The 18,997-nt window shown below is 67.8% G+C and carries 16 protein-coding genes; 8 read left to right on the forward strand and 8 right to left on the reverse strand.

What is annotated here, in order from left to right:
• Positions 1-13: 13 nt before the first annotated feature.
• Both FG94_RS25520 and FG94_RS25525 read right to left on the reverse strand, forming a co-directional pair.
• The gene (locus FG94_RS25520) at positions 14-985 is read right to left on the reverse strand and encodes a FecR domain-containing protein (RefSeq protein WP_036217582.1); all 972 of its coding nucleotides are present in this window, start codon (positions 983-985) and stop codon (positions 14-16) included.
• Positions 969-1,556 carry an RNA polymerase sigma factor gene (locus FG94_RS25525; RefSeq protein WP_081926207.1) on the reverse strand — a complete coding sequence of 196 codons (588 nt, stop codon included), beginning with the start codon at positions 1,554-1,556 and terminating at the stop codon, positions 969-971. The genes FG94_RS25520 and FG94_RS25525 overlap by 17 nt, the downstream gene beginning before the upstream one ends.
• A 187-nt stretch (positions 1,557-1,743) precedes the next feature.
• Here FG94_RS25525 and FG94_RS25530 point away from each other — a divergent pair, with 187 nt between their 5' ends.
• The 5 genes from FG94_RS25530 (at position 1,744) to FG94_RS25545 (ending at position 9,706) form a co-directional block, all read left to right on the forward strand.
• Positions 1,744-5,106, forward strand: a complete 3,363-nt coding sequence (locus tag FG94_RS25530) for a DUF4450 domain-containing protein (RefSeq protein WP_152571134.1) — start codon at positions 1,744-1,746, stop codon at positions 5,104-5,106.
• 61 nt (positions 5,107-5,167) lie between these two features.
• Entirely contained in the window at positions 5,168-6,070 is a 903-nt protein-coding gene (locus tag FG94_RS25535) for an SMP-30/gluconolactonase/LRE family protein (protein WP_229446068.1), read from the forward strand.
• A gap of 427 nt (positions 6,071-6,497) precedes the next feature.
• Complete coding sequence (locus tag FG94_RS27765) at positions 6,498-6,641, forward strand: hypothetical protein (protein ID WP_156923444.1); 144 nt, start codon at positions 6,498-6,500, stop codon at positions 6,639-6,641.
• A 180-nt stretch (positions 6,642-6,821) separates the two neighbouring features.
• Complete coding sequence (locus tag FG94_RS25540; protein ID WP_036217585.1) at positions 6,822-8,267, forward strand: NAD-dependent succinate-semialdehyde dehydrogenase; 1,446 nt, start codon at positions 6,822-6,824, stop codon at positions 8,265-8,267.
• Between the two features lie 122 nt (positions 8,268-8,389).
• On the forward strand, positions 8,390-9,706 hold the full coding sequence (locus FG94_RS25545; protein ID WP_036217588.1) for an MFS transporter: 1,317 nt from the start codon (positions 8,390-8,392) through the stop codon (positions 9,704-9,706).
• 61 nt (positions 9,707-9,767) lie between these two features.
• Here FG94_RS25545 and FG94_RS25550 read toward each other — a convergent pair whose 3' ends face one another.
• Positions 9,768-10,463: a trimeric intracellular cation channel family protein gene (locus tag FG94_RS25550; protein WP_051997116.1), complete on the reverse strand. Its 696-nt coding sequence runs from the start codon at positions 10,461-10,463 to the stop codon at positions 9,768-9,770.
• A gap of 107 nt (positions 10,464-10,570) precedes the next feature.
• On the opposite strand from FG94_RS25550, the gene FG94_RS25555 reads away from it, so the two are divergent.
• Positions 10,571-11,062: a GNAT family N-acetyltransferase gene (locus FG94_RS25555; RefSeq protein WP_051997117.1), complete on the forward strand. Its 492-nt coding sequence runs from the start codon at positions 10,571-10,573 to the stop codon at positions 11,060-11,062.
• On the opposite strand, the gene FG94_RS25560 is transcribed toward FG94_RS25555, so the two are convergent.
• The gene (locus FG94_RS25560) at positions 11,010-12,185 is read right to left on the reverse strand and encodes an alpha/beta fold hydrolase (protein ID WP_051997122.1); all 1,176 of its coding nucleotides are present in this window, start codon (positions 12,183-12,185) and stop codon (positions 11,010-11,012) included. The genes FG94_RS25555 and FG94_RS25560 overlap by 53 nt on opposite strands.
• Before the next feature lie 140 nt (positions 12,186-12,325).
• Between FG94_RS25560 and FG94_RS25565 the strand changes: the two genes are divergently transcribed.
• Complete coding sequence (locus FG94_RS25565) at positions 12,326-12,700, forward strand: DUF2784 domain-containing protein (protein ID WP_036217594.1); 375 nt, start codon at positions 12,326-12,328, stop codon at positions 12,698-12,700.
• A gap of 3 nt (positions 12,701-12,703) precedes the next feature.
• Here the strand turns inward: FG94_RS25565 and zwf are convergent, their stop codons facing one another.
• Positions 12,704-14,170 (reverse strand): glucose-6-phosphate dehydrogenase, encoded by a 1,467-nt coding sequence (gene zwf, locus FG94_RS25570; RefSeq protein ID WP_036217597.1) that lies wholly within the window; start codon positions 14,168-14,170, stop codon positions 12,704-12,706.
• Between the two features lie 425 nt (positions 14,171-14,595).
• Between zwf and FG94_RS25575 the strand changes: the two genes are divergently transcribed.
• A complete protein-coding gene (locus tag FG94_RS25575; protein ID WP_036217599.1) occupies positions 14,596-15,720 on the forward strand; it encodes an MBL fold metallo-hydrolase in 1,125 nt (374 codons plus the stop codon).
• Between the two features lie 19 nt (positions 15,721-15,739).
• Here FG94_RS25575 and FG94_RS25580 read toward each other — a convergent pair whose 3' ends face one another.
• From FG94_RS25580 to FG94_RS25590, 3 genes are all read right to left on the reverse strand, one after another.
• Entirely contained in the window at positions 15,740-16,330 is a 591-nt protein-coding gene (locus FG94_RS25580; RefSeq protein WP_036217601.1) for a cyclopropane-fatty-acyl-phospholipid synthase family protein, read from the reverse strand.
• Positions 16,331-16,350: 20 nt separating this feature from the next.
• The gene (locus tag FG94_RS25585) at positions 16,351-17,775 is read right to left on the reverse strand and encodes an APC family permease (protein WP_051997118.1); all 1,425 of its coding nucleotides are present in this window, start codon (positions 17,773-17,775) and stop codon (positions 16,351-16,353) included.
• Between the two features lie 151 nt (positions 17,776-17,926).
• A complete protein-coding gene (locus tag FG94_RS25590) occupies positions 17,927-18,820 on the reverse strand; it encodes an alpha/beta fold hydrolase (protein ID WP_036217602.1) in 894 nt (297 codons plus the stop codon).
• Positions 18,821-18,997: the final 177 nt, after the last annotated feature.

The following is an 18,997-nucleotide window of genomic DNA, read 5'->3' on the forward strand; positions in this document are numbered from 1 at the left end:
TTCGCTTCCTGTATCAGATGCCGTCCTGCGCCTCGCCTTGCCTGCGGCCGATGAAGATCGTGTCCGCGGTGATCGCGACCGGCACGTCCAGCACGGTGCTGACGTCCTGGGCGAACAATTCGGGGGCGTCGAGCTTGTACTGGCCGAACAGGCGCTTGTCCCTGAGCGTGGCGTCGACGATGACGATGGTCTTCGGGCTGTAGCGGTTGAAGTCCGCCACCGCGTCGTCCAGGGTCTGGTTCTTGAGGATCACCTTGCCTTCTCTCCATGCCAGTTTGCGGTTTACTTCGACCGGCTGGCGGCTCACGCTGATCGCGCTCGCATCCTGCGCCAGGAAGGCGCGGTCGCCCTCGACCAGCTGGCGCCGCCGTGCGCTGCTGCCCTTGTCCCAGACCTCGACCTTGCCTTCGGTGACGAGCACCTCGGTGCCGTTCGCGAAGCGCCGCACCGAGAAGGCGGTCCCGACCGCCTTGATGCGCGCGGCGCCGGCTTCGACCACGAAGGGCTTCGTCTTGTCCTTGGCGACCTCGAACCAGGCTTCTCCCTTGCGCAGGTTGACGGTGCGCTGCTTGTCGGTGAAGGCGACCTCGATCTGGCTGCCGCTGTTGATGGTGGCGACCGACTTGTCCTGCAACGGCACCTTGCGGAATTCGCCCTTGGCCGTGGTGAGGACCCGCTCCTCGCGCAGGACTTGCAGGCTGACGGTTCCCACCGCCGCCACCAGGCACGCGGCCATGGCGCCCACCCTGAACCAGGCGCGCCGGCTGCGGCGCTGCCGCCGCGCCATGGCGAGTTCGGGCGACAGCGATTGCGGGGCGCTGGCGAGATTGATCGCATTGTAGATGGCCATGGCGCGCACGTAGGCGCCCTGGTGCCGCACATCGGCGGCATACCATGCGTCGAATTGCGCGCTCTCGGGGGCGCTGAGGCCGCGCGCCAGCTTGCGCGCCACCCACTCGAAGGCTTCGTTATCGATCGTTGACATTCTGTTTCTTGCTGACGCGTTTCTTTGCGGGGGACGGGATGGCGCCGGTCTCCTGGTTCATGCCGTGACTGGCAATCATCTCCGACATCAAGCGCATCCCTTTCATCATTTCGTGTTCGACGACACCGTCGGTCAGGCCCAGGCTCTGCGCTGTTTCGTGCTGCGACAGGCCGTGTATCCGGCGCGCCCGGAACACCGCCTTGCAGCGGTCGGGCAGCTGCGAGACGAGCCCGATCACCCATTTCAGTTCCGCGCGGGCGAACACCACCCGCTCGGGCGAGGGCGCCGCGTCGGCGATGTCGAGGTCTTCCAGGTTGGCCATGGCTTCGATCCTGACCACCGCGTCGCGCTTGATGCGGTCGAGGACCAGGTTCTTGGCCGTGCGGAAGACGAAGGGCTTGGGATCGCGGATGCCGTCCAGGCTGGCCATCGACAGGATCCGGTAACAGGTCTCCTGCACTACGTCGTCGATTTCGGCCGGGCTGCTACAGACGCGACGCAGCATCCTGCGCAATTCGGCCTCGTGCGGCAGAAAATTTATTGTCAGCCAGTCAACTACTTCAGTGTCCATACGCTCGCCCGTTCGTGCTTCCCCTTGGTAAGACGAACACGGGAATGTTTTCCTCAAGGTCTTGCTCATTTTTTTTCACTCGGTCACGCCAATGAGAATTTGCCGCCGTGTGGCGATAGCGGGCGAGGACGTCTCTTATTATCTGCCGAAACAATGCTGGGGAGACGATTACATGAGGAAGACTTGCATGCCCATCCTGCCGGCTTGCGTGCTGCTGGCGCTTGCGGCGTTCGCCACGGGAGCGCGTGGCGCGCAGGGGCAAGCGTACAAACCGGGCGTCGAGGTGGCGCGTCCGAACCTGGCCGGGCAGGTGGCGCGGCCGCTGCGCTACCGTCCCGAGGGCGAGGACTTCGTCATCGAGAACGGCGGCGAGTTCTTCAACCGTCCCCTGTATGGCGGGAATAGCGCCTTCCGTGTCGACGGCGGCGACCGTCCCGAGTTTTCGCTCTACCTGCCCGGGCGCGGCGGCAATGTCCGCCTCGGCGTCAAGACCCCCGCCGGCGTGCTCTGGCTGCATGCGGCACGCCGCATCGTGACGCGCTACCGGCCAGGCGAGCTGCATTACGAGATCGCCGATCCGCTGCTGGGCGAAGCCGGCCGGATCCACCTGGCCGCGATCGCCTATGCGAGCGTGGAAGGGCTCGGGCTGAGGGTAGCGGGCCAGTTCCTGCCCGAGGGGACCGAACTGGTGTTCGCCTTCGCCCCCGGCAATGGCGCCCAGGGGCGCCGCGGCGGCGACATCGGGACCGAATTAGCGCCGATCAGCCGGTATTTCCAGTTCGCGCCGGAATATGCGCGCGGCAGCAGCGTCGACCTGCATGCCCAAGGATTCACGGTCAGCAACGACAGGGCGGCGATCACGGCGACCGCCTCGCGGCCACTTGCCATGCGCCGCGCCGACGTCGCCGCATGGGAGGACCTGGCCGGCTTGCTGGGCCAGGACGCCGGCAAGGATGGCCAGGTCGCGCTCGGCCGGCTGCCGTTGGACGGGGAAGCCATCCACCTGGCTTTCCAGGTCACGCGCAGCAAGAAGGCGCCCGAGCTGGCGGTCTACCGCGAGGCCGGCAGCACCCTGGACGCCCGTCTCGCGGCCGAGCGCAGCCGCGCGCCCGCATTCCGGCCGGAGGAACTGGCGGAACGTTTCGCGCAGGCCGGCGTCCACTTCGCCCGGCTGCGCGGCCAGGTGAAGATCGACACGCCCGACCCTTACATCAACGCCGCTATGGGGGCATTGAACGTCGCCCTGGATGCCGTGTGGGACGAGGAGCAGGGCGCCATCATGCACGGGGCGATCGCCTGGCGCACCAAGCTGCTGGGCTGGCGCGGGCCCTACGCGCTCGACGCCCTGGGCTGGCACGATCGCGCGCGCCGCAACTTCGACGAATGGACGGCGCGCCAGGATACGTCCCCGGTGCCGGCGCGCCTGCCGCCCGCCGACCGCGACACCAACCTGGCGCGCAGCGAAGCCGGCCTGCACAGCAACGGCGACATGAGCAAGTCGCACTACGACATGAACATCGGCTTCATCGACGCGCTGCTGCGCCACCTGCTGTGGACCGGCGACCGTGCGTATGCCGGGGCCGTATGGCCGGTGCTGGAGCGCCACCTGGCCTGGGAGCGGCGCCTGTTCCGGCGCGAGTACGGGCCCGACAAGCTGCCGCTGTACGAAGGCTATGCCGCGATCTGGGCCAGCGACGACCTGTACTACAACGGCGGCGGCGCCACCCATACCTCGGCCTACAACGCCTGGCACAACGCGATGGCGGCGCGCATCGCGGCCATGATCGGCAAGGACCCAAGGCCATACCGGGTCGAGGCCGAACGCATCCGCGCCGGCATGCGGCGCCACCTGTGGATGCCCGAGCGCGGCGCCTTCGGCGAATACCGCGACCTGCTCGGGACGCGGCTGCTGCACCCCAGCCATGGCCTGTGGAGCTACTACCACGCCCTCGATTCGGGGGTGCCGGACCGGCTGGAAGGCGCGCGCATGGTGCTCGACCTGGCGCGCCAGCGCCGTACGATCCCGGTCGCGGGGCCGGGCGTGCCTGCCGACCGCCCTTATCGCGTATTGCCGACCACCGACTGGATGCCGTATTCCTGGTCCACCAACAACGTGGTGATGGGCGAGGTGCTGCATACGGCGCTCGCCACCTGGCAGGCCGGGGACGGCGAGCGCGCCTTCGACCTGGCCAAGGGGGCGCTGCTGGCCAGCCTCTACATGGGGATCTCGCCGGGGAATATCGGCAGCATGAACTACCTCGACGTCTACCGCCGCGAAGCCCAGCGCGACTTTGCCGACGGCTCGGGCGTGATGGCGCGCACGCTGGTGGAGGGGCTGTTCGGCGTGCGCCCGGATGCGCTCGCGGGCACGCTGCTGATCCGTCCGGGCTTTCCGCGCGACTGGCGGCATGCGAGCCTGCGCCATCCGGGCGTGGCGCTGGCGTTCCGCCGCGATGGGACGGAAGAACGCTGGACGATCGAACAGCCGGCCGCGGTCTTCGGGCGTCTGGTGCTCGAGCTGTCGGCAGCGAGCGACGGCGTGGACTCGGTCCTGGCCGATGGAAAGCCGGTGCGCTGGCGCGCCGGCAGCGACGAAGTCTTCGCGCCGCGCCTGCAGATCGAGTTACCCTTCGGGCGCAAGACCGAGCTCACGATCCGGTGGCGCGGACAGCCGATCGGCGCCGCTGCGCAGGTTGTCGCAAAGACGGCGGCGGGCGACGGCCTGCGGCGCGTGCGCCAGGGCGCGTTCACCTGGTGGGAGGCTGCGGCGCCGCCGCCGGATGCCCCGCAAGCGGCGTGCACTCCCCGGGCCGCCGCGTGGACCACGGGCGCGCGGGTGAATTCGCGCCATGTCGACCTGACGGCCCGCTTCAACGACCGCGTGACCGAGCTGTTCAAGCCCGGCAAGTACCTGTCGCCGCGCTCGCCCTTCGTCTCGCTGTCCTTGCCCTCGCAAGGCATCGGCGCCTGGGCCGGGCACGTGAACGCCATGGCCACGGTCGACGACGGCGGTCTGCGTGCCCAGGACGGCGTCCTGCGCCTGCCCAACGGCCTGAGCTTCGCCACGCCTTCGGGCCCGGGTGCGGCCAACATTCTGTTCACCTCGCAGTGGGACAATTATCCGAAGCAGGCCAGCGTGCCGCTGCAGGGCCGGGCAGGGCGCGCATTCCTGCTGATGGCCGGCTCCAGCAATGCGATGCAGAGCCGGATCGACAACGGCGAGGTGGTGGTGACCTACGCGGACGGCAGCCGCAGCCGCCTGTCCCTGCACAATCCCGACAGCTGGTGGCCCATCGAACAGGACTACTTCATCGACGACTACCAGTTTCCGTACTGCGGATCCTTGCCGGTGCGGGTCGACCTGAAGACGGCCCGGGTCCGGGTGCTGGATCCGGCGACCCTCCCGCAGGACTTGCGCGCGAAGATCGACGGCGGCTCGGCCACCGTGCTCAAGATGCCGCTCGAGCGCGGCAAGGACTTGAAGAGCCTGGAGCTGCGGACGCTGGCCAACGATGTCGTGATCGGGCTGATGGGGGTGACGCTGGACTGACCGGCCGTGGCCTGGACGGTACAATCTCGCCTCCGCACCATCAACCCGACCCTGGATGAGCATGACCGGCGACACTACTTTCAAGACCATGGCTTCAATGACACCGGAATGCATCTGGGACCTGGGCGCCCACCTGGGCGAGGGCGCACTCTGGCACGCCGCCACGCGTTCGGTCTGGTTCGTCGACATCAAGGGCCGGCGCATCCACCGCTGCGCCGCGGACGGCAGCGGGCGGCGCAGCTGGGAAGCGCCCGGCCAGCCCGGTTTCGTGGTTCCTGCATCGGGCGGCGCCATGGTCTGCGCGCTGGAAGACGGCCTGTACCGCTTCGACGAGGCCGGTGGCGAATTCACGCCGCTGCGCAAGGTCGAGGACGACGTGCCGGGCAATCGTTTCAATGACGGCCACGTGGACGCCGGCGGCAACCTCTGGTTCGGTTCGATGGACGACGCCCAGCTCGAGCCGAGCGGCGCGCTGTACCGCCTTGGTCGGGACGGCGTCGTGTCGCGCGCCGACGCCGGCTACATCATCACCAATGGCCCCGCCATCAGCCCGGACGGCAAGACCCTGTATCACACGGATACGCCGCTGCGCCGCGTGTATGCCTTCGAGCTGCGCGAGGACGGCAGCCTGGCCGGCAAGCGGGTGTTCCTGCAGCTGCCGGAAGGCAGCCGCCCGGACGGCATGGCGGTCGATCGCGAAGGCCACCTGTGGATCGCCCTGTTCGGCGCCGGCCGGATCGAACGCTACACGGCGGCGGGACGGCTGGTCGGCAGCGTGCGGTTCCCGTGCACGAACATCACCAAGCTGGCCTTCGGCGGCGAGGACCTGCGCACTGCCTATGTCACCACCGCCTGGAAGGGCCTGTCGCCCGAGCAGCGCCGCGAGCAGCCGCTGGCGGGTGGCCTGTTCGCCTTCCGGGTCGATACGCCCGGTCTGCCGCACACGGTGCTGGCGCTGCCCTGAGCCGCTCCCTCAGAGGCGGATGGTTATCTCGATCTTCTCGGAAGCTATGCCAAGGGAGTCGGCCAGCTTGCGCTTGGCTTCGGCGATGGCGTTGGTAAAGCTGCCTGCCTTGCTCTGGCCGGGATCGGGGGCGCAGGCGGATGGGGCAGGCGCATCGACCAGGCTTGGATGCTGTCCGGTGAGGTCCGGATCGCATTAGGGAGCCGCTCTCGAAGGCTTGCGCCTGGAGACGCCGCAGCAGGAGTGCGCGACTGAGATATCCGGGAACGCCGGCAGGGGTATGCCCGGGCGTGATAACACAGACCAGTCCACCCAGCTGAATTATATATTTTGATTATGGTCGAGATCTGGAATGGCAATTGGACTAATTTCTCTGTTGCTCTTATCCTGCGTTCATTGCCATCGCATCAAATCAAAAGGAATTCATATGAACGCCGCTACCATCGACTCGATCCGTCCCGCCACCAGCAATACCTTGCGCAAGCTGATGGCTACCCTGGGAAGGAAACTGTGTCGCGCGCTCGAATTCGCCGGCAAGCCCTACACCGTGGGCGGCGCCTACTACCTGTAAGCAAGCCGGGTTGCCGCGTCCGCCGGCCTGGATGAGGAAGCGCTGCTTGAAGGCCCCTGTGTACCAGGGGCCTTCGCGTTTCTGGCGCGACTCAGGCCTGGGGCCTGCAGGGTGTTCCGACAAAGGTTATGATGTCAATTCTTTCATTTCCGGCCATCTGAACAAAGGACGCGACGCTCCATGACGACTTCCAGCTATCCCGATACCCGACTCCTCATCGCCAACGAATGGCAAGACGCCACGGGCGGCAAGACGATCCCGGTCGTGAATCCCGCCACCGGCCAGTCGATCGGCACCGTGGCCCACGCCAGCGTTGCCGACCTGGACCGCGCCCTGGCCGCCGCCCAAAAGGGCTTCGAGACCTGGCGTAACGTTACCGCCGCCGAGCGCGCCGCCACCATGCGCCGCGCCGCCAACCTGCTGCGCGAGCGCGCCGGCGACATCGCCCGCCTGCTGACCCAGGAGCAGGGCAAGCCGCTGGCCGAAGCCAAGATGGAAGCCATGGCCGGCGCCGAGATCATCGACTGGTTCGCGGCCGAAGGCATGCGCGTCTACGGCCGTATCGTGCCGTCGCGCAACCCGGCCGCCCAGCAGCTGGTGCTGAAGGAGCCGGTCGGCCCGGTCGCTGCCTTCACCCCGTGGAACTTCCCGATCAACCAGGTCGTGCGCAAGCTGGCCGCCGCCCTGGCCACCGGCTGCTCCTTCCTGTGCAAGGCGCCGGAAGAGACCCCGGCCTCGCCGGCAGCCCTGTTCCAGTGCTTCGTCGATGCCGGCGTGCCGCCTGGCGTGGTGGGCCTGGTATTCGGCGACCCGGCCGAGATCTCCGGCTACCTGATCCCGCATCCAATCATCCGCAAGGTCACCTTCACCGGCTCGACCCCGGTCGGCAAGCAGCTGGCCGCCCTTGCCGGCGCCCACATGAAGCGCGTCACCATGGAGCTGGGCGGTCATGCCCCGGTGATCATCGCCGAGGATGCCGACGTGGCCCTCGCCGTCCAGGCGGCCGGCGCCGCCAAGTTCCGCAATGCCGGCCAGGTGTGCATCTCGCCGACCCGCTTCCTGGTGCATAACGCGATCAAGGACGAATTCACCCGCGCGCTGGTGGCGCATGCCGAAGGCCTGAAAGTGGGCGACGGCCTGCAAGAGGGCACCACCCTTGGCCCGCTGGCCAATCCGCGCCGCCTGAGCGCCATGGCCCAGTTCGTCGAGGATGCGCGCGCCAAGGGCGCCGTCGTGGCGACCGGCGGCGAGCGTGTCGGCGAGGCCGGCAACTTCTTTGCGCCGACCGTGCTGGCCGACGTGCCCTTGGCCGCGAGCGTGTTCAACGACGAGCCTTTCGGCCCGCTGGCTGCGGTGCGCGGTTTCGACAGCCTGGAAGACGCCATCGCGGAAGCCAACCGCCTGCCGTACGGCCTGGCCGGTTACGCCTTCACCCGTTCGATCAAGAACGCCCAGCTCCTGATGAACCGCGTCGAAGTCGGCATGCTGTGGATCAACCAGCCGGCCACCCCGAGCGCCGAGCTGCCTTTCGGCGGCATCAAGGATTCGGGCTATGGCTCGGAGGGCGGTCCGGAAGCCCTGGAGTCCTACCTGAACACCAAGGCCATTTCGATGGTCGGCGTGTAAGACCCCAAGCATCCCCCCAGAATGCCTGCATCGCAGGCATTTTTTTCGTCCCACTGTTTTCCATTGCACGGTTCGCCATGGATTCTTCTTGCACACTCCGACCATGAGAGGGGAAAACGACGATGTCCACGATGATGGCGACAGTTGAGCAGGGCATCCAGGCGGCCGGCGTTGGCCGCTTCCAGTACCGGCTGTTCGCCATCTTCGGCCTGGTCTGGATGGCCGACGCGATGCAGGTGCTGGCGATCGGCTTCAGTGCGCCGTCGATCGCCCAGACCTTCGGCGTGCCGCTGCCCGAGGCGCTGCAGACCGGGACCTGGTTCTTCGTGGGGATGCTGGTCGGCGCCTTCTGCTTTGGCCGCCTCGCGGACCGTATCGGGCGCCGGCCGGTGCTGATGGCGGCGGTGCTGATCGATGCCTGCTTTGGGGTCGCCTCCGCCTTTGCGCCCGACCTCGGCTGGCTGCTGGTGCTGCGCTTCCTCACCGGCGTCGGCGTCGGCGGCACCCTGCCGGTGGATTACACGATGATGGCCGAATTCCTGCCCAGCGACCGGCGCGGCCGCTGGCTGGTGCTGCTCGAGTCCTTCTGGGCCGTCGGCACCATCCTGCTGGCCATCCTGGCCCTGGTGGCGCAGCAACGGGGTGAGGATGCCTGGCGCGTGATCTTCCTGGTCACCGGCCTGCCGGCGCTCGTCGGCGTTGTCCTGCGCCTGTTCGTGCCCGAGTCGCCCATGTACCTCAACCGCAGCGGCAAGGGGCAGCAGGCCCGCGCCGTGCTGGCGCGGGTGGCCGCGGTGAACGGCCGCCAGGTCGAGATTCCGCCTTTAGCGCCGGACACCGGCGGCAAGCAGCCGCTGTCGGCGCTGTTCGCCGGCCAGCTGCGGCGCCGCAGCGTCTCCCTGTTCCTGGCGTGGATGCTGATCTCGGTCGCCTACTACGGCGTCTTCGTCTACCTGCCGGTGCGCTTGAGCAGCGAGGGATTCGGCTTCATGCGCGGACAGGAATTCCTGATCCTGCTGGCGCTGGTGCAGCTGCCGGGCTTTGCGCTGTCGGCCTATGGCGTGGAGCGCTGGGGACGCAAGCCGACCCTGGTCGGATTCCTGCTCGTGAGCGCCGCCGGCTGCATGGCCTACAGCCTGGGCAACGCCACCTGGCTGGTGGTCGGATCCACCCTCCTGATGAGCTTTGCGCTGCTGGGCACCTGGGGCGCGCTGTATGCGTTCACGCCCGAGGTCTACCCGACCGACCTGCGCGCCAGCGGAATGGGCACGGCCGGGGCCATCGCCCGGTTTGGAGGCCTGTTCGCGCCTGCGATCGTCGCGCCGGTGATGGCGACCCATTTCACGCTCGCGCTGGGGATGCTGGCCGGCTTCCTGCTCATTGCGGCACTGGCGATCCTGTGCGTCGACCTGGAATCACGCAACCGGGCTTTGGAGTAAACCCGGCGCGCGTGCGACAAGCGTATCCCGTAATTCGGTCCGACCGCTCGAGGACGCTCGCTCAGCGATACTCGCCGTGCTTCGGGTCCTTCGCCTCGTCGTCGGGTTGATCCGGATGGCGCGCGGTGGGCAGGTGCCAGCCGAAGCGGATCGCGGCCAGTCGCAGGCCGAAGCACAGGGCGGCGCCGGCGATGGCGGTGGGGGCGGCGGGCCATTGCAGCGCGTCGCCGAGGACGACGACGCTGGCGCCGGCCAGCGCGGCGACAGCGTAGATGTCGGAGCGGAATACTGCCGGTACGTCGTTGAGGAGCACGTCGCGCGCGACGCCGCCGCCGATGCCGGTCAACATGCCGAGCAGGGCGGCCGCCCATGGGTCGGCGCCGAACACCAGCGCCTTTTGCGCCCCGGCCACGCAGAACAGCGCCAGGCCGGCGCCGTCGAAGATCAGCACCGGATTGCGCAGCCGGTTGACGATCGGATACCAGAAGAAGATGACCAGGCCGGCCAGCAAGGACACGGCCATGTAGCGCCAGTCCCGGATCGCGGCCGGCGGGGTGGCGCCGATCAGGAGGTCGCGCACGATGCCGCCCGAGTTGGCGGCAACGAAGGACAGCACCAGCACCCCGAAGATGTCGAGGCGGCGGCGGGCGCCGGCGATGGCGCCGCTGAGGGCGAAGACAAAGGTGCCGAACAGGTCGAGCGTCAGCACCAGGGTCTTGATGGCGGCTCCCACGTCGAGAGCGAGTACGGGTAACACGTGGATCCTTGTTTCGTGATGGCGGGAGAATGCCCGGCATGGTAGCGCAGATTGCCTGCGCCCGTGGCCGAGTCCGCTACCGGATATACTGCCGGGAAACATCCACCATGCCCAGCATTCCCGCCATGTCTCTTGCCGCCCTGCACATCCGTCCCGCCCTGCCGTCCGACGAGGACTTCTTCCTTGCCCTGTACCGCTCGACCCGCGACGACCTGCTGGGCCTGCTCGCCGATCCGCGCTACATCGACGGCATCGTCGCCATGCAGCGGGAGATGCAGGTGGCCGGCTACCGTAGCAGTTATCCCGAGGCGCTGTACGAGGTGCTGGAACTGGACGGTGTGTCGGTGGGGCGCCTGGTGACGGCCAGCGTGCCGGGGGCGATCCGGGTGGTCGATATCGCCGTCATGCCCGAGGCGCGCGGGCGCGGGGTCGCGGGCGAGGCGCTGCGCCGCCTGCAGGGCCAGACAGCGCAGGAGGGGCGCGATCTGACGCTGGCGGTGCGCACCGACAATTTTGGTGCACGCCGGCTGTACGCGGCCTTGGGTTTTACGGTCGAAACGGAAGAGCAGGTCCGCCTGCAGATGCGCTGGCGGCCCTGAGAGCGCCCGCGCTATGGAATTGCCGCGCGCCGGCGAGCCACGCGAAGATCGCCGGCCAGATGCGCGCATGGGCGCTGTTCCCGACCAGCACGCCCACGTGCTGCAGGTTGACGCCGACGTCGCCCTCGTAGTGCAGCAGGCACTTGCGCTCGCTCCCCGCGGCCTCGTGGAAGGGACGCATCGAGGCCTCCGGAATCAGCTTGCTGCGCGGGTCGAGCACGCTGACCAGGGGCGCGCGCAGGTCTTGCGGACCGATTTGCCGCGCGCCGATGCGCAGTTCGCCCTGCATGAACTCGTCCTTGCGGTAGAGCTGCTCGACCAGCTCGGTGAACAGCCGGCCCGGCAAGGGGAATTCGTCGTGGGTCCAGCGCTCCACCCGCATGTGGGTGGCAAGCAGTTGCGGGTGGGCGAGCGACAGCCAGCGGTCCATCATGCGCTCGTACTGGAAGGCATGCGGCTCGGCGATGGCGCTCATCATGTTCAGGAACACACCCGGCACCTGGCGGAAGGCGTCCGCGATCGGCTGCGCATGCGCCGTAGCGTCGATCAGGGGCGTGAAGCAGCAGGATGACTTCTCGACATGCAGGGGCGACTCCAGCAGCACCGTGGCATCGACCCGGTCCGGGTGCAGGCAGCTGTAGATCGCCGCCAGGATGCCGCCCAGCGAATGGCCGGCGATGCTCAGGCTGGCCTTGCCGCTGTCATGCTCGATGGCGCGCTGGCAGGCGGCCAGCAGGCGGTCGCCGTAGTCGTCCAGGCCGAAGTCCTCGTCTTCGCCTTCGTGGGGAAGCGGCGTCCACTCGGCCTGGTAGACCTGGTAGCCTCCCTCCATCCAGCGCCGCACGACGCTGATCTCGGGCGCCAGGTCCCAGATGTAGGAACGCTTGATGGGCGCGGGGACGAGCAGCACGGCGGGGCCGTCTACCCCGGCGCCGCCGAAACGGCGCAGGTTCAGGCCCGGTTCGCTGTGCAGCACGGTGAACGGGGTTTCCTGCGGACCGTAACCGGCGCGATCCAGCAGCTTGCCGCGCGCCTGGCGGCTGCGGTCCATGTTCTTGAGTAGATTTGCTCCAAGCGAAGCAAACGAGGGCAGGGCAAGGGCTTGCGGAGTCAAGGCGTGCATGGTGTTTTCAATGGGTTCGAAGACCAGCAACTGTACGCCGCCTTGCGCGCGGCATCAATCGCGCACGCGTCGAATGGCATTGGGGGCTTGCGGCGTATTAAACTGCTTGGGTCAATCGTTTCCAGGAAGACCGTTCAAGCATGGTCTATCGTTTCCTTGCGGATGCGGTGCTGCTCGTGCACCTCGGTTTCATCCTGTTCGTCGTGTTCGGCGCCTTGCTGGTGCTGCGCCGGCCGCGCCTGCTGCCGCTGCACCTGGCGGCGGCCGCCTGGGGCTTCGGCATCGAGGTGCTGGGCGCGGTCTGCCCGCTGACCCATGTGGAGAACCGGATGCGCCAGCTGGCCGGAGAGTCCGGCTACAGCGGCGGCTTCATCGACCACTACCTGTTGCCGCTGATTTATCCGGGGGAAATGACGCGCGGCCTGCAGCTGGGGTTGGCGGTCGGCGTGCTCGTCATCAATGGCTTGCTGTACGCGTGGATCCTGCGCGCGCGGCGCAGGTCCGTGCCGTCCTAGGGTTTACTCGACCCAGGCGAAACCGTCGCGCGCCAGCAGCGCGAAGGCTTCCGCCGGTCCCCAGGAACCGGCCGCATACGGATGCGGCTTCTCTCCCAGCGTGCTCCAGCCTTCGATGATCGGGTCGGCCCAGGCCCAGGCGGCCTCCAGCTCGTCGCGGCGCATGAAGTGGGTCAGGCGGCCACGCACCACGTCGATCAGCAGGCGCTCGTAGGCTTCCGCGCGGCGCTGTTGAAATGCCGATTGCAGGTCGAGGTTCAGGGCCACCTGCTGCATCTGCATGCCGCTGCCGGGCTGCTTGGCCATGATCTGCAGCTTGATCGCTTCTTCCGGCTGCAGCTCGATCACGAGGCGGTTGGCGACGCCGCCCGGCATGTCGGGGAACAGCGGGAAGGGCGGGTTGGCGAATTCGACCACGATCTTCGAGGAGCGGCGCGCCATGCGCTTGCCGGTGCGCAGGTAGAACGGCACCTTGGACCAGCGCCAGGTGTCGACGTGGGCACGCAGGGCCACGAAGGTCTCGGTCTTGCTGTCGGCCGGGACGTTCTTTTCCTCGAGGTAGCCGCCCACTTCCTGGTTGCCGCTGACGCCATGCACGTACTGGCCACGTACCGTGTCGCGCGCGATGTCGGCCAGCGTGAGGCGGCGCAGCGAGCGCAGCACCTTGAGCTTCTCGTCGCGCACCGCGTCCGGCGACAGGGAGGTAGGCGGCTCCATGGCGACGATGCACAGCAGCTGCAGCAGGTGGTTCTGGACCATGTCGCGCATCGCGCCGGTGCTGTCGTAGAAGCCGGCGCGGCTGCCGACGCCGACTTCCTCGGCCACCGTGATCTGCACGCTCGAGATGTTCGGCGCGCGCCACAGCGGTTCCAGGATCGAGTTCCCGAAGCGCAGCACCATCAGGTTCTGCACGGTCTCCTTGCCGAGGTAGTGATCGATGCGGTAGATCTGCGATTCGGCGAAGTGCTTGCCGACCGCTTCGTTGATCTCGATGGCGGACTCGAGATCCTGTCCCAGCGGCTTTTCCAGCACCACGCGCGCCTTGGCGTCGACCAGGCCGGCGTCGGCCAGCTTGGCGCAGATGGTGGTGAACAGGGCCGGCGCCGTGGAGAGGTAGAACACGCGCTGCGCGCCCGGGTGGGCGGCCGCCGCCAGGGCGCTGAAGTCGGGCGCGGCCTGGACGTCGAGGCGCACGTATTCGAGCAGCTGCAGGAAGCCGTCCCAGGTCTTCTCGTTGAAGTTGGCTGCTGCGATGAAGGAACGCGAATTCTCTTCGACGAAGCGGAGATAGGCGTCGCGGTCGAACTCCTGGCGCCCGGTCGAGATGATGCGGGTCTGCCCCGGCAGGTTGCCGTGCAGGTAGGCCATGTAGAGCGCGGGAAGCAGTTTGCGCATCGCCAGGTCGCCCATGCCGCCGAAGATGATCATGTCGAGGGGAAGCGCGTTGTCAAGGTCGGTCGAAGAAGTCATAGTGAACAGCCAAATAAGGTGCCGGAAAAGTTAAAGAGGTCGCTGTCGCTCCGGCACCTGGTGCCGGGCTGATGCGCCGCCGCTGCCTCCCTACGGTAGCAGAATGACAGCGGATGCGCACGGGACGTCCCGCTTGTGGCCAGACGGGAGCACCCGGGGCGGTGGATGGGCCGCGGGCGCCGCCAGCGTTCGCGCTGGGCCCTGTAGCTTACATCCTGGGCAACAATAAGGAAATGGCAAAATGGGGATCGCCATGCTCGCGCGGCGTACGGCATGTGCATTTGTTGTCTTTTATGCAAATATTATTTACACCCAGGCCGCTATGTGCAAATCTTGTTTGCACGGCCCGGGACGCTTCCGCTACTGCGCCGGAGGCATGCCACGCCTTCCCTTATACTCGTCTTTTTCAAGCGTTCACCTCCTCCATGCCCCTGCCAGTCCGCCTTGCCCTGCCGAGTGCAGTCCTTGCCGCCTCCCTGCTTGCAGGCTGTGCGCAAGTCAATCCCTACTATGACGCGAGCAAGCCGCACCACCGGCCCGAAGGCTTCGCCAACAACTACCCGCCGAATCCCGCCTACCAGCGGCCGAAAGTCGGCTTCTTCGAGGGCTGGGCGGGGCGCATCAGGAACTGGACCTCGGACGGCTCGGAACGCCTGCCGCTGGCGCCGGTGCCGACCGTGGCGGCCGACCTGGGCTACATCCATGCGAACAAGACCGAGCCGGCGCTGACCTGGATCGGCCACGCGAGCTTCCTGCTGCAGACCGGTAACGGCGTGAACATCCTGTTCGACCCGGTGTTCGAGGAGCGCGCTTCGCCGCTGTCCTTCGCCGGCCCCAAGCGCCAGCAGGCGCCGGGCGTGGCCCTCTCGGCGCTGCCGCACATCGATGCGATCCTGATCAGCCATTCGCACTACGACCACCTGTCGCTGGCATCGCTGCGCGCGCTGTACCGGCAGAAGGGCGGCGCGCCCATGCTGTACGCGCCACTGGGCGTCGACCTGTGGCTGGCGCAGCACGTGACCGGCGGCGACCGTTCGCGCATCGCCCGCTTCGACTGGTGGGACAAGGCCAGCTTGCGCGGCCTGGAACTGCAGTTCCTGCCGGTCCATCACTGGTCGGCGCGCGGCCTGTACGACCGCAACGAAACCCTGTGGGGCGCCTGGGCGGTGAGCCGTCCCGGCTTCTCCTTCTTCTTCTCGGGCGACCTGGGCTATTCGAAGGACATCCAGGACATCGCCGCCCGCTTTCCCGAAGGCTTCGACCTGGCCGCGATCGGGATCGGCGCCTACCAGCCGGTGTGGTACCGCAATTCGCACGTCAGTCCCGACGAGGCGGTCCGCATCCACCGCGAGCTGGGCGTACGGCGCAGCGTGGGCATGCACTGGGGCACCTTCCCGATGGGCCAGGAACGCATCGACCAGGCGCCGCGCGACCTCGCGATCGCGCGCCGGGCCCAGGGCGTGAGCGAGGAAGCCTTCGGCGTGCTGCGCATCGGCGAGACCCTTCGGGTGCCGTCGCAAGCTGCGGCAACGGCGGCTAGCAGCCCTTGACCGGCAGGCACTCGGCCGTTCAAGCCTTCACGGCTTTCTTGTTGGCCTGGGTGATGGTCCAGAAATAGATGGTGCGCCCGTCCACTTCGTCCTTCTTCTCGGGTGGCCATTCCGGTCCCATGTCGAAGGCATGCGACACCACGCGGGTGCCGACCTTGAGCTGCTGCCACAGGCGCGGCCGCAGCTTGACGTTCACCGACGGCAGCAGGTAGAGCGTCACCACGGTGGCCGGCGACACGTCGGCCTGGAACAGGTCGCCCACCTTGAAGTTGACGCGGTCGGCCACGCCGGCGGTCTTCGCATTCTCCTTCGCCTCGGCGATGCGCACCGGGTTCAGGTCGATGCCGGTGCCGCGCGCGCCGCGGTGCTTGGCCGCGGTCACGACGATGCGGCCGTCGCCGCAGCCGAGGTCGTACAGCACGTCGCTCTTGCCGACCTTGCCCATCTCGAGCATGCGGTCGACCACCTCCTGGGGCGTGGGCACGTAGGGTACGTCGAGGCGCTCTGGCTCGGCCAGGGCTTGCGCGTGCGCGCGGGTCGGCAGCAGGATGGTGCCCGCGGCGGCGGCGGCGGACAGCAGCAGGGTACGGCGGCGTTCGTCGGTTTGCATGTGGACTCCTTCAGATGGGACTAGGGAACGGATCTTGTTTTGGCAGCCTCGATGCCGTCCTTGCGGTCGAGGAAGAACAGCAGCAGCGATCCGCTGGCGAGCACGGCCACCCCGATCCAGGCCGCGTTCAGCCCGCCGAGCGACTGGCTGTACACGTAGGACAAGCTGGACCAGAGCATGTAGGCGCAGGTGGCGCAGAACAGCAGGGGCAGCAGCGGATACAGCGGCACCCGGAACGGACGCGGCAGGTCGGGCTCGCGCCGGCGCAGCACGAACAGCGACACGCCGCTGAGCAGGAAGAACAGCCAGAACACCGGCGCCGTGAACTCGACCATAGCCTTGAAGCCGCTGCCGAAGGCGACCCCGATGCCGACCAGCACCAGGGCGGCGGCGCACTGGATCGACATCGCCACCGTCGGGGTGCTGTTCTCGTCGTTCCACCGGCCGAGCTTGCGGAGGGAATGCCAGTCGCGGCCCATGGCGAAGCCGGTGCGGGCCCCGACGATCATGGTGGCATTGATCGAGGTCAGCGCCGAGAGCGCGACCAGGATCGAAATCACTTTCTCCCCGGAGGCGCCGAAAGCGACGCCCATGACGTCGGCCGCCAGCGCCTCGGAGCTGGCCATGCCCTGCATGCCGAGTACTTGCAGGCAGGCCCAGGTGACCATCAGGTAGAGGGTCGTGATGATCAGGATCGACAGGGTGAGGGCGCGCACCATGCTGGCGGCGCCGCCGCGGATCTCGGCGCTGATGTAGGCCGCCTCGTTCCAGCCGCCGTAGGTGAGCAGGACGAAGACCATGGCCATGCCGAACGAGACCGGCGCGGCCGCGTCCGCCGTGGCAAGCGACGGCGCCGCTGCCGGGGCGCCGTCGGTAAAGAACGCGGCGGCGGCCACCAGTAGCAGCAGGCCGCCGATCTCGGCCAGCGTCAGCCACATCTGGGCGCCGGCGCCGGCACGCAAGCCCTGCAGGTTGAGCAGCGACAATACGACGATCACCGCGCAGGCGTAGGCGGTCGCGCCCCATCCCGCGGGCAGGAAGCTGAGCGGCGCGGCCTGCTGCATGTAGTCGCCGAACACGAAGGCCAGCAGCGCGATCGAGCCGGTGGTGATCACCGCGAAGCGGGCCCAGCCGAACAGGAAGGCGGTGGCGCGCCCGTAGGCGCGGTGCAGGAAATGGTAGTCGCCGCCCGGATGCGGGTAGGCGGTGGTGAGTTCGGAATAGCACAGGGCACCCACCAGCGAGACCAGGCCGCCCAGGATCCACATGGCGAACATCCAGTCGGCACTGCCGGCGAGGCCGGCAACGATGGAGGGCGACTTGAAGATGCCGGCGCCGATGACCACGCCGACGATCAGGGCAACTGCCTGACGCAAACCCAGCAGCCGGCGCGGCTCGGTGCCGTCGCCGGTCGATGCAAACAAGTCCTCATCTGTGCGGTCCATATGGTGCCGATCAAAGTGATGGAGGGAACTTTGCCGGCGAAGAGCGTACCGGCCCATAGCGCATCGTGCACAGGGCCGCGAATCCAGGCGCGCGGTCCTGCGCCGAGGATTATAGGGACGTGTTTTTGGGCGTGGCGCGCGCCTGAACGGATCACGCCAGCAGGAAACGCAGCGCCCGCGCCAGCAGCGCCTCGGGCGCTTCCTCCGGGATGTAGTGGCCGCAGTCCAGGGCTTCGCCCTCGACCCGCGTCGCCACCTTGCGCCACTCCAGCAGCGGATCGAAGCAGCGCTGCACCACGCCATGCGCGCCCCACAGGGCCAGCAGCGGCGTCTCGATCCGGCGCCCGGCGTCGCGGTCGGCGCGGTCGTGTTCCAGGTCGATGCCGGCGGCGGCCCGGTAATCCTCGCAGATGCCGTGCGCCGTGCCGGGCAAGGCCAGGCAGCGCGCGTACTCGGCCAGCGCGCGCGCATCGAAGGGCGCCAGGCCGGCGCTGCGCCGGCCCATCACGTCGCGCAGGTAGGCGCCCGGGTCGGCCTCGATCAGGCGTTCGGGCAGCGGCGCCGGCTGGATCAGGAAGAACCAGTGCCAGTAGGCGCGCGCAAAGGCCTCCGTGGTGCCTTCGTACATGGCCAGGGTCGGGGCGATGTCCAGCAGCACCGCGCGCTCCACCGCCTGCGGATGGTCCGCGATCAGGCGGTGCGCCACGCGCGCGCCGCGGTCGTGGGCCATGACGCGAAAGCGTTCGAAGCCGAGATGGCGCATGCTTGCGAGCATGTCGGCGGCCATGACCCGCTTGCTGTAGTTCGCGTGATCCGGCGCCCCTTGCGGCTTGGAGGAGTCGCCATAGCCGCGCAGGTCGCAGGCGACCACGGTGAAGTGCTGCGCAAGAAGCGGTGCCACCTTGTGCCAGATCGCGTGGGTCTGCGGGTGGCCATGCAGCAGCAGGAGCGGCGCACCGGCGCCGCCGCTCACGCCCGCGATCGTGATGCCGTCGTCGGTCACGGCGGAAAAAGGGCGAAAACCGGGAAACAAGGTGTCGTGCATACGAGGATCCTGGCTGGTAAAGATGAAAGTGTAGCAAGCCTAGGGCATCCGGGCCTTACAGCAGCCTGACGCGCGGCGGCTGTTGTAAATATGCCCAACTGCAAGTTTTACGAATTGACATCCTATTGTGTGCCCAGCAGTATCGAACAAGCAATACGCGGCGCCTGGTTCCGGCGC

It is taken from the genome of Massilia sp. LC238, assembly GCF_000735635.1.
In the GTDB taxonomy this organism is placed as follows: Bacteria; Pseudomonadota; Gammaproteobacteria; order Burkholderiales; family Burkholderiaceae_D; genus Telluria; species Telluria varians.

Bases quoted from the DNA above. Each gene is read 5' to 3' on its own strand.
- FG94_RS25520 (WP_036217582.1), bottom strand. From the start codon at position 985: ATGTCAACGATCGATAACGAAGCCTTCGAGTGGGTGGCGCGCAAGCTG.
- FG94_RS25525 (WP_081926207.1), bottom strand. From the start codon at position 1,556: ATGGACACTGAAGTAGTTGACTGGCTGACAATAAATTTTCTGCCGCAC.
- FG94_RS25530 (WP_152571134.1), top strand. From the start codon at position 1,744: ATGCCCATCCTGCCGGCTTGCGTGCTGCTGGCGCTTGCGGCGTTCGCC.
- FG94_RS25535 (WP_229446068.1), top strand. From the start codon at position 5,168: ATGACCGGCGACACTACTTTCAAGACCATGGCTTCAATGACACCGGAA.
- FG94_RS27765 (WP_156923444.1), top strand. From the start codon at position 6,498: ATGAACGCCGCTACCATCGACTCGATCCGTCCCGCCACCAGCAATACC.
- FG94_RS25540 (WP_036217585.1), top strand. From the start codon at position 6,822: ATGACGACTTCCAGCTATCCCGATACCCGACTCCTCATCGCCAACGAA.
- FG94_RS25545 (WP_036217588.1), top strand. From the start codon at position 8,390: ATGTCCACGATGATGGCGACAGTTGAGCAGGGCATCCAGGCGGCCGGC.
- FG94_RS25555 (WP_051997117.1), top strand. From the start codon at position 10,571: ATGCCCAGCATTCCCGCCATGTCTCTTGCCGCCCTGCACATCCGTCCC.
- FG94_RS25560 (WP_051997122.1), bottom strand. From the start codon at position 12,185: ATGCACGCCTTGACTCCGCAAGCCCTTGCCCTGCCCTCGTTTGCTTCG.
- FG94_RS25565 (WP_036217594.1), top strand. From the start codon at position 12,326: ATGGTCTATCGTTTCCTTGCGGATGCGGTGCTGCTCGTGCACCTCGGT.
- zwf (WP_036217597.1), bottom strand. From the start codon at position 14,170: ATGACTTCTTCGACCGACCTTGACAACGCGCTTCCCCTCGACATGATC.
- FG94_RS25575 (WP_036217599.1), top strand. From the start codon at position 14,596: ATGCCCCTGCCAGTCCGCCTTGCCCTGCCGAGTGCAGTCCTTGCCGCC.
- FG94_RS25580 (WP_036217601.1), bottom strand. From the start codon at position 16,330: ATGCAAACCGACGAACGCCGCCGTACCCTGCTGCTGTCCGCCGCCGCC.
- FG94_RS25585 (WP_051997118.1), bottom strand. From the start codon at position 17,775: ATGGACCGCACAGATGAGGACTTGTTTGCATCGACCGGCGACGGCACC.
- FG94_RS25590 (WP_036217602.1), bottom strand. From the start codon at position 18,820: ATGCACGACACCTTGTTTCCCGGTTTTCGCCCTTTTTCCGCCGTGACC.